Genomic DNA, 13,759 nt, shown 5'->3' with positions numbered 1-13,759 from the left:
TACCGGCACCGGGACAACGGTGCGGGCGTTCATGCCGATACTCCGGGGCCGGGTTCCAGTGCGCTGATCCGCACCGACACGCAGTCGTAGATTTTCTCGATCTGCCGGCGCAGGGTCTCCGGCGGGCGCGCGCTGTCCACCACCAGTTGCAGGTGCCAGCGGCCGGCGTCGGCGGCATTGGGCGCGCCGGCGATCGCGCGCGGGGCGAAGCCGCGGCGTTCGGCCATGCCGATCACGCGCAGCAGCGCGCCTTCGGCCGGGGTCAGCACCAGGTCAAGCCGGTATTGCATTGGGGAACTCCTGGGACTGGTGTGCGGGGTTGCTGTCCAGCATGGTGCTGTTGGCGGTGTTGGGCGGCACCAGCGGCCACACGTTGGCGCGCGCATCGATGCCCACGTGCAGCAGCGCCGGGCCGGGCTGGGCCAGCAGTGCGGCCAGGCCCCCTTCGACATCGTCGCGCGTGTCGATGCGGGTGGCCGGAATGCCGAACACCTGCGCCAGCGCCGCGAAGTCGGGGTTGTCGGACAGGTCGATCTCGCTGTACCGCTCGGCGAAGAACAGTTCCTGCCACTGGCGCACCATGCCCAGCGAACTGTTGTCCAGCAGCACGATCTTCACCGGCAGGCGGCAGCGGGCGATGGTGACCAGCTCCTGCACGTTCATCATGAAGCTGCCGTCGCCGGAAACCAGCACCACGGTGCGGTCGGGGCAGGCGAACTGCGCGCCCATCGCTGCCGGCAGGCCAAAGCCCATGGTGCCCAGGGCGCCGCTGGTCAGGTGGTTGCGCGGGTGGTTGAAACGGCAGTGCTGGGCCACCCACATCTGATGCTGGCCGACATCGCAGGCGATGATCGCATCGCTCGGGGCCAGCTCGCTCAGGCGCTTGAGCAGCGCCGGGGCATAGATGTTCTGGCCCGGCGCGTCGTAGCGCGCGGCGAAGCGTTCGCGGTGGCCGCTGCAGCGTTTGCGCCAACCGTCCTGGGCCGGGGTGGGCGTGCCGCAGGCGGCGGTCAACGCGCGCAGCGCGCTGCCCACGTTGCCCGGCACCGCCACATCGGCAGTACGCAGCTTGGAGATTTCATACGCATCGGCGTCGATGTGGACGACCCGTGCGAACGGGGCGAACTCGTTCAACTTGCCAGTGGCGCGGTCGTCGAAGCGCGCACCCACCACCACCAGCAGGTCGCTTTCCTGCACGGCCATGTTGGCCGCGCGGGTGCCATGCATGCCCAGCATGCCCAGGTAGTGTGGGTGCTGCGCCGGTAGCGCACCCAGCCCGCGCAGGGTCAGCACGGTGGGAATCGCACTGGCGTCGACGAAGGCACGGAGGTCCTCCACCGCATCGCCCAGGGCGACCCCACCACCGGCATAGACCACCGGCTTTTCAGCCGTGGCGATCGCTGCGATCGCCTGCGCGATGGCGTCCGCCTGTGGTGCCGGCGGCGGGTTCACCGCCTGCGGAACATGCGCAGGCAGGTGCGAGGCGTCGGCGATCTGTACATCCTTGGGCAGGTCGATCAGCACCGGCCCGGGCCGCCCTTCGCGGGCGATCCGGAACGCATCGGCGACCACCTGCGGCAGGTCCTCGACACGGCGCACCAGCCAGCTGTGCTTGACGATCGGCAGGGTCAGCCCGAACACATCCAGTTCCTGGAACGCGTCGGTGCCCAGCAACGGGGTGGCGACCTGGCCGGTGATGCAGACCATCGGTACCGAGTCCAGCATCGCATCGGCGATGCCGGTGACCAGGTTGGACGCACCCGGGCCGGACGTGGCCACGCACACGCCGACATGGCCGCTGGCGCGTGCATATCCGTTGGCGGCCAGGGCGGCGCCCTGTTCGTGGCGGACCAGGATGTGCTTCAGCCCCGAATCCACCAGGGCGTCATAGAACGGCATGATGGTGCCGCCCGGATAGCCGAACAGCGTGTGCACGCCTTCGGCTTCCAGGGCCTGCGTCAACCAGCGTGCGCCGTTGCGGGGCGCGCTGCTGTGGGCGGAGGTGTTCATGCGGTGACCTTTACGAAAGCGGGTGGGGGAGCCGCGCAGTTACGCGGCTTGACTTTGCAACCAGACCATCTTGGCGCGCAGTTCCTTGCCTACCTTCTCGATCGGGTGCTCCAGGTCGGCCTGCTTGAACTTGTTGTAGTTCGGCAGGCCCGCTTCGTATTCGGCCACCCAGTTCTTGGTGAAGGTGCCGTTCTGGATGTCGGTCAGCACGTCCTTCATGCGCGCCTTGGTGCCGGCGTCGATCACCCGCGGGCCGCTGACGTAGTCGCCGTACTGGGCGGTTTCGGAGATGAATTCCAGCATGCGGGTGATGCCGCCTTCGTAGAACAGGTCCACGATCAGCTTCAGTTCGTGCAGCACTTCGTAGTAGGCGATTTCCGGCTGGTAGCCGGCTTCCACCAGGGTTTCGAAACCGGCCTGGACCAGTGCCGAGGCACCGCCGCACAGCACGGCCTGCTCGCCGAACAGGTCGGTCTCGGTTTCTTCCTTGAAGGTGGTCTGGATCAGGTTGGCGCGCGCGCCACCCAGGCCGGCGGCGTAGGCCAGCGCGAACTCGGCCGCCTTGCCGCTCTTGTCCTGGTAGACCGCCCAGATGCACGGCACGCCACGGCCGATCTCGTACTCGCGGCGGACCAGCGCGCCCGGGCCCTTGGGCGCCACCAGCACCACGTCCAGGTCATCGCGCGGCTTGATCATGTCGAAGTGCACGTTCAGCCCATGCGCGAACAGCAGTACCGCGCCCTGTTTCATGTTGGGTGCGAGCACGTCTTCATAGAGCTTCTTCTGCACCATGTCCGGGGTCAGCACGGCGACCAGGTCGGCGTCCTTGACCGCCTCGGCCGGGGCCTTGACGGTGAAGCCGTCGGCCTGTGCCTTGACTTCGGTGGGGCCGCCCGGGCGCAGCCCGACGACGACATCGAAGCCGGATTCACGCAGGTTCAGCGCGTGCGCGCGGCCCTGGCTGCCGTAGCCGACAACGGCGATCTTGATCTGGGGCAGGTCGTTGGTGCTCATGGGGGAGGTCCTTTGGCGGAAAGAAAAAAGTGGCCGACGGTCAGCGACGCGTCGGCCAGTCAGGGGAAGTGGTGGCATGCGCCGCGCCACGGCCGCAGGCACCAGCCATGCAGGCGGTGGGCATCGAAGCGGCGGTGGCGGGCTGGCGGGTCATGGCGGCAGGGGCAGTCGAAAGGGGGGAGGGGAGGAATGCAGGGGCTCTGAAACGAAAAAACCCGCACCTGGGTGGGTGCGGGTTTTGATGGATACCTGGCAGTCTTGCTTACACGCCGGTCCGTCCCGCACCTGTTGGTTGGGTAATAAGTACGAGGACGAGAAGCGAACGGATCGAGGCGCCGCCGGTGTCGGCGTGCTGGATGGATTCGCGGGTGGCTGTGCGCTGCAACATGAGATCGAGAAAACCACAGGCGTTTTGGCGCTGTCAACCCTGGCGGCCAGATTTCCGACAGTTTCGCCTGCATCCAGCGCAAAGCCTCGCCACGCAAGGATGGTTGCGGTTGAAAGCGTTACGGTGAACCCGAATTCACTATTTTGACGCGGCGTTCTGCGCGGATTCCGGGCCGACCCGTGCACCTGGCATGACCATTGTCGGATGTCATCGGGGGCGCGCTGCGGCCACTATCAGGGGGCTACCACCCTTCAGGAACCACCCCGTGCCCCGACATCTTGCCCGCGGCCTGCTTGCCGCCGCCGTGCTGTGTGCCCTGCCGATCGCCGCGATCGGTGCCGACCGCATCACCGGCCATCCCTTCGCCACCCGTTCGGAGGTGATCGCCCCGCACGCGATGGCGGCCACCTCCCAGCCACTGGCCACCCAGGTCGCACTGGATGTGATGAAGTCCGGCGGCTCGGCGGTGGACGCGGCGATCGCCGCCAACGCGGCGCTGGGGCTGATGGAGCCGACCGGCAACGGGATCGGCGGGGACCTGTTCGCCATCGTGTGGGACCCCAAGACGCAGAAGCTGTACGGCTACAACGGCTCCGGCCGCTCGCCGAAGTCGCTGACCCTGGCCGAATTCCAGCGCCGCGGGCTGAAGGAGATCCCGGCCACCGGCCCACTGCCGGTGTCGGTGCCCGGCGCGGTGGATGGCTGGTTCGCGCTGCACGAACGCTTCGGCCGCAAGCCGATGGCCGACAACCTGGCCCCGGCGATCGGCTATGCGCGGCAGGGCCACCCGGTCGCCGAGGTGATCGCCTACTACTGGGATCGCTCGGTGCCCAAGCTGTCCAAGTACCCCGGCTTCACCGAACAGTTCACCGTCGACGGCCACGCCCCGCGCAAGGGGCAGATGTGGAAGAACCCGAACCTGGCCAACACCCTGGAGCAGATCGCGCGCGGTGGCCGCGACGCGTTCTACAAGGGCGATATCGCCCGCACCATCGACAGTTATTTCAAGGCCAACGGCGGCTACCTGAGCTATGAGGACCTGGCCAGCCACCATGGTGAGTGGGTCGAACCGGTAAGCAGCAACTACCGTGGCTATGACGTCTGGGAACTGCCGCCCAACAGCCAGGGCATCGCCGCGCTGCAGATCCTCAACGTGCTGGAAGGCTACGACTTCTCCAAGATCGCCTTCGGCTCGCCCGAACACGTGCACCTGTTCGTGGAGGCCAAGAAGCTGGCCTTCGCCGACCGTGCGCGCTTCTACACCGACCCGGCGTTCCACCCGGCGCCGGTGCAGAAGCTGGTGTCCAAGGCCTATGCGGCCGAGCGGCGCAAGCTGATCTCGATGGACAAGGGGTTGCGCGAAGTGCAGCCGGGCACGCCGAAGCAGCTGCAGGAAGGCGACACGATCTACCTCACCGTGGCCGACGCGGACGGGATGATGGTGTCGCTGATCCAGTCCAACTACCGCGGCATGGGCAGCGGCATGGCACCGCCGGGCCTGGGCTTCATCCTGCAGGACCGCGGCGAGATGTTCGTGCTGCGCAAGGGCCACCCGAACGGCTATGCGCCGGGCAAGCGCCCGTTCCAGACCATCATCCCGGCCTTTGTGACCAAGGATGGCAAGCCGTGGATGAGTTTCGGGGTGATGGGCGGGGCGATGCAGCCGCAGGGGCATGCGCAGATCGTGATGAACATGGTCGACTTCGGCATGAACCTGCAGGAGGCCGGCGATGCACCACGTATCCAGCACGAGGGCTCGACCGAACCCACCGGACAGGCCACGGCGATGAGCGATGGCGGTGAGGTCAACCTGGAAACGGGCTTCCCGTACGAAACGGTGCGCGCGCTGATGCGCAAGGGCCATCGGGTGGTGTTCGCCGATGGTCCGTATGGCGGCTACCAGGCGATCCTGCGCGACCCGGACACCGGGGTGTACTACGGGGCGTCGGAGAGCCGCAAGGACGGGCAGGCGGCGGGGTACTGAGCAGGAGCAGCTGCGAAGCGTTCTGCATTTGCCTGGTTTGGGCCACCCACCCCGACCCTCAAGCCGACAACAGCGAAGCGACCGCTCTTAGAATAAAGAGCGAAAATCTCAAGGTGCCCGAGCAGCCTCTTCCCGAGTCTCTTCCTGCGCGGCAATCTCGCGTTCGATCCAGGCATCCATCATCCGCCGCGCGCGTTGCGCACGGCGGCGCTGCAGCGCGTATTCCATGTCCAGCACCCGGTACAACGACCACATCACCAGCAGCATCAGCAGCGCGAACGGCAACGCCGCGATCGTGATCATGCCCTGCAGCGCGGTCAGCCCGCCGGCCAGCAGCAGCACCCCGGCAATCAGCGCGATCGCCACGCCCCACACCATCCGCCGGGCCAGCGGCGGGTCGCCGGCTTCCTCGGTGGACATCGTGGCCAGCACCAGCACCGCCGAATCGGCCGAGGTCACGAAGAAGATCATCAGCAGCACCAGCGCGATCACCGACAGCACCGTCGGCATCGGCAGGCTGTCGAACATGGTGAACAACACCGTCTCATAGCCGTTGCCCAGCGCCTGGGCCAGATCCACGTGGCCGAAGATCTGCGACCACAGCGCCGTGCCGCCAAACACCGAGAACCAAACAAAGCCCAGCACGCTGGGGGCGATCACCACGCCCAGCACGAACTCGCGGATGCTGCGCCCGCGCGATACGCGCGCGATGAACGAGCCCACGAACGGCGCCCAGGCGATCCACCACGCCCAGTAGAAGATCGTCCAATCCGCCACCCAGGTACTGCCCGAGAACGGCGACATGCGCAGGCTCATCGTCACCAGCGAATTGAGGTAGGACCCGATCGTGGTGGTGAACGTGTCGAAGATGAAGCCGGTCGGCCCCAGCACCAGGATCAACGCCAGCAGCAACGCCGCCAGGCCCAGGTTGAAGTTGGACAGCCACTTGATGCCGCGGTTCACCCCGCTGGTGGTGGAAGCCATGTACAGCACGAACGCCACCACGATGATGGTCAGCTGCACCGGCACCGTCGAGCGGATGCCGAAGACCCGTTCCACGCCGGCGGCGATCTGGATGGTGCCGAAGCCCAGCGTGGTGGCTACGCCGATCGCGGTGGCCACCACCGCCGCCACGTTGACCACCGTTCCCATCCAGCCGCGGTGGTGGGCGCCGATGATCGGCTGCAGCAGGTCGCTGATCAGCCCGCGCCCGTTGCGGTTGAACTGGAACCAGGCCATCGCCAGCCCGATCAGCGCATAGATCGCCCACGGGTGCAGGCCCCAGTGGAAGAACGCATAGCGCATCGAGGCCCGCGCGGCTTCCATGCTCTGCGGCGCCAGCCCTTCCGGTGGCTTGATGAAATGCGAGATAGGCTCGGCCGCCCCCCAGAACACCAGGCCGATGCCCATCCCGGCCGCGAACAGCATCGACATCCAGCTGGCATTGGAAAAATCCGGTTCGGCCTCTTCGCCGCCGATGCGCAGGCTGCCGAAGCGGCCGAACGCCAGGTACATCAGGAACGACAAGGTGACGAACACCACCAGCAGGTACATCCAGCCGGTACTGCGGATCACCGTGGTCAAGCCACTCTGGACCACGTCGTTGAAGGGGCCGGGCGCGATGCCGGCGATCAGCACCAATGCGATGATCAGTGCGATGGAAATACGAAACACCATGAAGGAGTTTCTCCGTACAAAAGGGGCGAGCGAATGCCTGCCGTCTCCAGCGCCATCAACCGGCGCTGGGGCGAATCAAGCCGGTCGATGCCGGACGATGCGGAACTCCTGGGCGGTAGGCCATTGCCGTGCCGCGCTGCACCATTCTAGTCGATTGGCCGTCAGCACCCTTTCACGTGGTGCAATGCGGCGGCGTCCCGGCGCGGCCGCCCGCGCCAATGTCACCGCGGTTATGGTCTAATTCGCCCCGAAGCGGGGGTACCTGGGCCATCTGGCCCGGGTTGAGACAGTCCCATCGAACCTGATCCGGTTGATACCGGCGTAGGGAAGCTTCGCAACTGCCGATGTATTGCGCCGCAGGGCCCCGTGCCCGCAGACCGCCTGCAATCCCTCGGCCGTGCGCCGCCGTTTCGTCCCTCCCAACACGAACCCTCCGCCAGCGGCCGTACCGCCCGCTGCACGGGTTCAACCAGGACGATACCGATGAACGCAGCGCTTTCCAGCTTGCAGCAGCAGGCCCAGCAACTCTCCGAGTCGGTCACTCGGCCCATTCCCGGTTCGCGCAAGATCCACGTCCAGGGCACGCGCAGCGACCTGCAGGTGCCGATGCGCGAAATCGTGCTGACCCGCACGCCCACCCTGTTCGGCGGCGAAGAGAACGCCCCGGTGACCGTGTACGACACCTCCGGCCCGTATACCGATCCGCAGGCACGCATCGATCTGGCCGCCGGGCTGCCGGCACTGCGCGCGGCCTGGGTCGCCGAGCGCGGCGACACCGAAGTACTGCACGGGCCCAGTTCGGCGTTCGGCCGCGCGCGCGATGCCGACCCGCGGCTGGATGCGGTGCGCTTCCCGGCGCGCAGCGCACCGCGCCGCGCCGTGGCCGGTGCCAACGTTACTCAGATGCACTACGCCCGCCGCGGCATCGTCACCCCGGAAATGGAATTCGTGGCGATCCGCGAGAACCAGCGGCTGCAGGCCGTGCGCGATGCGGCGCTGCGGCAGCAGCACCCCGGCCAGGCGTTCGGCGCGTCGATCCCGGCCCTGGTCACCGCCGAATTCGTCCGCGATGAAATCGCCCGCGGCCGCGCCATCCTGCCCAACAACATCAATCACCCCGAATCCGAGCCGATGATCATCGGCCGCAACTTCCTGACCAAGATCAACGCCAACATCGGCAACAGCGCGCTGTCCTCGGGCATCGCCGAGGAAGTGGAGAAGCTGGTCTGGGCGATCCGCTGGGGCGCCGACAACGTGATGGACCTGTCCACCGGCAGGCATATCCACGAAACCCGCGAGTGGATCGTGCGCAACTCGCCGGTGCCCATCGGTACCGTGCCGATCTACCAGGCGCTGGAGAAGGTCGATGGCCGCGCCGAGGAACTGACCTGGGAAATTTTCCGCGACACCTTGATTGAACAGGCCGAGCAGGGCGTGGACTATTTCACCATCCATGCCGGCGTGCTGTTGCGCTACGTGCCGCTCACCGCCAAGCGGGTCACCGGCATCGTCTCGCGCGGGGGCAGCATCATGGCCAAGTGGTGCCTGGCCCACCACAGGGAAAACTTCCTCTACACCCACTTCGAGGACATCTGCGAGATCATGAAGGCCTACGACGTGGCCTTCTCGCTGGGCGACGGCCTGCGCCCGGGCTGCATCGCCGACGCCAATGACGCCGCGCAGTTCGGCGAACTGGAGACGCTGGGCGAACTGACCCGCATCGCCTGGACGCACGATGTGCAGACCATGGTCGAAGGCCCCGGCCATGTGCCGATGCAGTTGATCAAGGAAAACATGGACAAGCAGCTGCGCGAGTGCGGCGAGGCGCCGTTCTACACGCTGGGGCCGCTGACCACCGACATCGCACCGGGTTATGACCACATCACCAGCGCGATCGGCGCGGCGATGATCGGCTGGTACGGCACGGCGATGCTCTGCTATGTCACCCCCAAGGAACACCTGGGCCTGCCCAACCGCCAGGACGTTCGCGACGGCATCATGGCCTACCGCATCGCTGCGCATGCCTCCGACCTGGCCAAGGGCCATCCCGGCGCGCAGGTGCGCGACAACGCATTGAGCAAGGCGCGCTTCGAGTTCCGCTGGGAAGACCAGTTCCACCTTGGTCTGGATCCGGAAAAGGCCAAGGAATTCCACGATGAAACCCTGCCCAAGGACGCGCACAAACTGGCCCACTTCTGCTCGATGTGCGGGCCGCACTTCTGTTCGATGAAGATCACCCAGGACGTGCGCGACTATGTCGCCGGACAGGACGCGCAGGCGCAGGCCGCGATCGAGGCGGGCATGGCCGAAAAGTCGGCCGAATTCCGCCAGCTCGGCGCCGAGGTCTACCGCCCGCAGTGAGCACGGCGCCGGGGCGGCACCGCGCCGTCCCGGCATGCTCATCCAGCCGTGGCGTGTTCCGCGATAAGCTCGGCGGCGACCGCATGGGGGAACCGGCATGGCGATAGCACGTACCACCAAATGGCTGGCCATCGCCCGCCGCCATCCCTCGGCGTGGTTGTTGGGGGTGCAGCTGCTGGGCGTGCTGCTGTACCCGGCGATGGACGAGGCCGGGGCCAGTGGCGCGCTGTTCGGCGCGTTCGGCATCGCCGTGCTCGGCCTGGCGCTGTGGGTGGCGCGGCGCAGCCCGCTGGGGATCGGGCTGGCCCTGCTGCTGGCGATCCCGGCGGTGGCGTGTTCGGTCAGCGGCGCCCTGCTGGGCCGGCCCGGGCTGACCACTGCCGCCCAGTTGCTGGAGTGCCTGTTGTATTTCTATACCGCCGGCAGCCTGACCGCCTACATGCTGCAGGACCACAAGGTCACCCGCGATGAACTGTTCGCCGCCGGTGCCACCTTCACCTTGCTGGCCTGGGCGTTCGCCTTCGCCTTCGCGGTTTGCCAGCAGTGGTACCCGGGCAGTTTCCTGGCCACCAGCGAGAGCGAATTGCGCACCTGGATGGAGCTGCTTTATCTCAGCTTCAGCTTGTTGTCGGGGGTGGGGTTGAGCGATGTGGTGCCGGTGCATCCGCAGGCCCGCGCGCTGGTAATGCTGGAACAGTTCGCAGGCGTGATGTATGTGGCCCTGGTGGTCTCGCGTCTGGTCGGGTTGACCATGCTGCGGCGTGGACGAAACTGAATCGCAGATAAAAAATTCGCGCCCGAGGGCGCGAATGGTGACGTCATTTATGTGAATTCGTCGGCGAGAGAGAGCCTGGTGTCGTCCACGCGCACAGGCGCGGTTAACCGGCATAGGCTAGTATTCGCGCGCTTCAGTGTTTTTGCGCTTTGCGCTGATGCCTTGTGCGGAATCTGGCGGTTCGTTCGATCGGTGGTTGATTGCGATGAATGCTGCGTTCCCGTTGTTCTGCATTCACTCGTATCACCGGAATGATCAGCATCGATAGTGGGCCACCTTCAGCCGATCAGCTCAGGATCGGCGATTGCACCGTTACCCTGTCCTCGCGTGAGGTCATGGCGCCCGGTGCGCGTCGTCCGCGCCGGCTCACGCCCAAGGCGCTGGGCGTACTGAAGGCCCTGCTGCGTTGCCCCGGCACGGTGGTGACCCGCGAGGAACTGTTCGCCGAGGTGTGGCCCGATACATTGCCCACCAACGACGTGCTGACCCAGGCGGTGACCCAGCTGCGCAAGGCCTTCGCCAGCGACGACGAGGCCGGCACCGCCTACATCGAAACCATCGCCAAGACCGGCTACCGCCTGCTGGTGCCGGTGCGGGTGGTGGAGCTGGATCCGGACGTGGCCACTGACGTCGCCGTCGAGCCGGATGTCGCGGCGAGCGCCGTCGCGGCGCCGGTGACCGCGCGCATGCGCTGGCGGCGGATCCGTCGGCATGTGCTGCTGCTGGTCGGGCTGGGCATGCTGGTGGCGCTGCTGGTGATGGCCGCGCTGCTGCTGCAGCGGCCCTCGGCGGCGGTGGCGTCCAGCGGCGTGCTCGAGGATGGCAGCCGGGTGGTCGGCAGCCCGCAGCGCCCCTACCGGCTGATCACCGCCACCGCCGGCTTTGAGACTTATCCGACCTTGTCCCCGGACGGTTCGCAGGTGGCCTATGAGGCCGACAGCACCGCACGCAAGGGCAGTACGATCAAGGTCCAGACCTCGGGCAATGCGCCGGCGCGGCCGCTGACCGACACGCCCGAGGGTGCCTCGGACCGCTTCCCGAACTGGTCGCCCGATGGCCGCGAGATCGCCTTCGCGCGCTTTGCCGCCGACGGCGCCTGCGAAGTGCTGATCGCCAGTGCCACCGGCGGCGCGGTGCGCCACCTCACCCGCTGTGATGGCACCGAGCTGCTCAGTTTCGATTGGACCCCCGACGGCCGCGGCCTGCTGTTCGGGTCGCTGGCCGGGCGCTTTGCCCACCGTGGCATCCGCATCCTGGACATCGCCAGCGGGCAATGGCGCGCGCTGGCCTATACCGTGGCCGAGGACAGTTTCGACTATGCGCCGCGCTACTCGCCCGACGGGCGCTGGATCGTGTTCGTGCGCAACCCGCAGATCGGCGATCTGTGGCGGCTGCCGGCGCAGGGGGGCGTGCCGGAGCAGTTGACCGACGATTCGGCCGAGATCCGTGGCTGGGCCTGGCGCGGCGACAGCCGCCACATCGTGTTCGGGCGCCGCGTGGACAGCGAAGCGCGCCTGTATGAGCTCGACACGCAGACCCGCATGCTGCGCGATGTCGGCATCGACGATGCGCAGTCGCCGGCGGTGTCGCGGCACAACGACATGCTCGCCTTCGTGCACCGCAAGGCGCAGTTCGGCCTGTTCCGGGTGCCGCTGGAGCAGGGCCATCCGGGCACGCCCGAGCGCCTGTTCGCCTCCAATGGCCGCGATGGGCAGCCGATGCTGGCCCCGGACGGCCGGCAACTGGTGTTCACCTCCGACCGCTCCGGCAACTACGGGCTGTGGTGGGCCGACCTGACCCGCCCCGAGTCGCTGCGTCCGGTCGAAGGGCTGCGCCCGGAAACCCGGCAGGCCGCCGACTGGTCGGCCGACAGCACCCGGCTGCTGGTCTCCGGCCGCGATGCGCAGGCGCGGCCGGTGATCTACGAAGTGTCCCCGCGCGACGACCTGGTGGTGCCGTTGCCGGTGCCGGTGGCGCAGCCGTTGCAGGCGCTGTACGCCGGCGATGCCGCGCACGTGCTGGTGGTCGAGCGCGACGCCAGCGAACGCATGCGGCTGCTGCTGTTCGACCGCCGCGACAGCCCCTGGCGCCTGTTGGGCAGCATCGACGGGGTCTCGCAGGCACGCTTCGACCCGGCCGCGCAGCGCGTACTGTTCACCCGGCTGTCGGCCGGTGGGCTGTGGTCGGCCGATGCGTTGCTGGACCCCGGCAGCATCCGCCAGGTCAGCGAGGACCGGCCGTCGCGCTGGCGCTACCGGACCTGGACGGTGGCCCGCAATGGCAGCGTCGATTACCTGTCCAACCGTGCCGATTGCGCCACCTTGTTCTCACGCCTCACCCCCGGCGCGGTGCCTGCCGAGTACTGCCTGGATGCCGACCGCTTGAGTGCGGGCAATGGCTTCAGTGCGCAGCCCGACGGCGACGCGCTGTACCTGACGCTGGCGGTGGCCGACGGTGCCGACATCGGCGTGATGCCGCTGGCCCCGGCCCCGGCGCCGGTGTTCTCGGTCGCAGCCAAGGCGCTGTTTTTCAAGGGAAAGTAAGCGTCGTCTTTCCTTCGTACCGGCCTCGTGTCGAATTCGGAGGAATCTCGTAGGTAATTCCTGACCCGGCTCGCCCGATTTGGCAAAACGTTTGCCCAGCAACGGCAAACACACGGTGCAGTCATGCGTCAGCTCTCCCTGGCCGATCGCGGTCAATCGCTCTCCCTGAACAAGATCGTCGACGACGGTCCGCTGCCCACCTGCCTGGGCGTGGCCCGGCTCGGCAGCCTGCAGACCGCCGGCAGCACCTTCACCGTGTGGATGCAGCTGCGTGGCAGCGCCTGGGTGGAATCCAAGGAAGGCCGCTTCCGCCTGCGCCAGCGCGAATGGATCGCCTTCGAGAAGGAATCCAGGCCGATGATCCAGGCCGGCCGCGATGGCCTGTGCATCGGCCTGAGCCTGACCCCCGAAGCCCTGCGTGCGCTGGGCGAACTGGTCGACAGCAGCCTGTATGCCGGCCGCGGCAGCATGAGCCGCGGCGAAGCGCGGGTGGCGTTGCGGTTGTGGCGCGATGCCCTGGCCAGCGGCCAGCCGGCGCAGGCGCTGCGCCCGGTGCTGCTGCACCTGGCCTCGCTGCAGCACGGGATGGCCACCGGCGTGCAGCGTTGCCCGGGCCGTTCGCGGGTGCGCAAGCGCCAGGTGTTCGGCCGCATGCAGCGTGCGCGCCTGTACCTGGAAGGCAACAGCCACCGGGTGGTGCGCATCGGCGAACTGGCCGAACTGACCAACTTCTCCAGCTGGTACCTGTCCAAAACCTTCCAGAGCCTGTATGAAGAAAGCCCGCAGTCGTTGTCGGCGCGGCTGCGCCTGGAGCGTGCCGCCGACCTGCTGCGTGATACCGACATGATGATCGGCGAAGTGGCCGCTGCGAGTGGATTTGACAACTGCTGCAGCTTTGCACGGGCGTTTCGGGCCCGTTATGGGCAGTCTGCGTCAGGCTTCCGCCAGAGCGCTGGAACGCTCCCGCCAAACTCGGCAAAGCCTTCGGTGGCTTCCCGCAAATAATT

Annotated in this window: 9 protein-coding genes and 1 riboswitch; of the genes, 5 read left to right on the top strand and 4 right to left on the bottom strand. The window is 67.3% G+C overall.

The annotated features are described in order from the left end of the window. Positions 1–29: 29 nt before the first annotated feature. Genes IC535_RS14925 through ilvC form a run of 3 tightly spaced genes read right to left on the bottom strand, consistent with a single transcriptional unit; the run spans position 30 to position 3,024 of the window. Positions 30–290 (bottom strand): ACT domain-containing protein, encoded by a 261-nt coding sequence (locus tag IC535_RS14925; protein ID WP_228887316.1) that lies wholly within the window; start codon positions 288–290, stop codon positions 30–32. Next, positions 274–2,010 carry an acetolactate synthase 2 catalytic subunit gene (gene ilvG / locus IC535_RS14920; protein WP_228887315.1) on the bottom strand — a complete coding sequence of 579 codons (1,737 nt, stop codon included), beginning with the start codon at positions 2,008–2,010 and terminating at the stop codon, positions 274–276. The genes IC535_RS14925 and ilvG overlap by 17 nt, the downstream gene beginning before the upstream one ends. A gap of 39 nt (positions 2,011–2,049) precedes the next feature. Then, positions 2,050–3,024, bottom strand: a complete 975-nt coding sequence (gene ilvC / locus IC535_RS14915) for a ketol-acid reductoisomerase (protein ID WP_228887314.1) — start codon at positions 3,022–3,024, stop codon at positions 2,050–2,052. Between the two features lie 653 nt (positions 3,025–3,677). Between ilvC and ggt the strand changes: the two genes are divergently transcribed. Next, the gene (ggt, locus tag IC535_RS14910; protein ID WP_228887313.1) at positions 3,678–5,396 is read left to right on the top strand and encodes a gamma-glutamyltransferase; all 1,719 of its coding nucleotides are present in this window, start codon (positions 3,678–3,680) and stop codon (positions 5,394–5,396) included. A gap of 108 nt (positions 5,397–5,504) precedes the next feature. On the opposite strand, the gene IC535_RS14905 is transcribed toward ggt, so the two are convergent. Continuing rightward, a complete protein-coding gene (locus IC535_RS14905) occupies positions 5,505–7,073 on the bottom strand; it encodes a BCCT family transporter (protein WP_228887312.1) in 1,569 nt (522 codons plus the stop codon). 244 nt (positions 7,074–7,317) lie between these two features. Beyond that, positions 7,318–7,419, top strand: a riboswitch (TPP riboswitch). A gap of 137 nt (positions 7,420–7,556) precedes the next feature. On the opposite strand from IC535_RS14905, the gene thiC reads away from it, so the two are divergent. The 4 genes from thiC (at position 7,557) to IC535_RS14885 (ending at position 13,757) form a co-directional block, all read left to right on the top strand. After that, complete coding sequence (gene thiC / locus IC535_RS14900; RefSeq protein WP_228887311.1) at positions 7,557–9,434, top strand: phosphomethylpyrimidine synthase ThiC; 1,878 nt, start codon at positions 7,557–7,559, stop codon at positions 9,432–9,434. A 97-nt stretch (positions 9,435–9,531) separates the two neighbouring features. After that, complete coding sequence (locus IC535_RS14895) at positions 9,532–10,209, top strand: ion channel (protein WP_228887310.1); 678 nt, start codon at positions 9,532–9,534, stop codon at positions 10,207–10,209. Positions 10,210–10,460: 251 nt separating this feature from the next. Continuing rightward, on the top strand, positions 10,461–12,752 hold the full coding sequence (locus IC535_RS14890; RefSeq protein ID WP_228887309.1) for a winged helix-turn-helix domain-containing protein: 2,292 nt from the start codon (positions 10,461–10,463) through the stop codon (positions 12,750–12,752). Positions 12,753–12,875: 123 nt separating this feature from the next. Continuing rightward, complete coding sequence (locus IC535_RS14885; protein ID WP_228887308.1) at positions 12,876–13,757, top strand: helix-turn-helix transcriptional regulator; 882 nt, start codon at positions 12,876–12,878, stop codon at positions 13,755–13,757. Positions 13,758–13,759 lie beyond the last annotated feature (2 nt).

Source organism: Stenotrophomonas rhizophila, from assembly GCF_020857975.1.
GTDB lineage: Bacteria > Pseudomonadota > Gammaproteobacteria > Xanthomonadales > Xanthomonadaceae > Stenotrophomonas > Stenotrophomonas rhizophila_C.
Note: the sequence above shows the minus strand (reverse complement) of the source record. Positions and strands in the feature narration are given on the sequence as shown.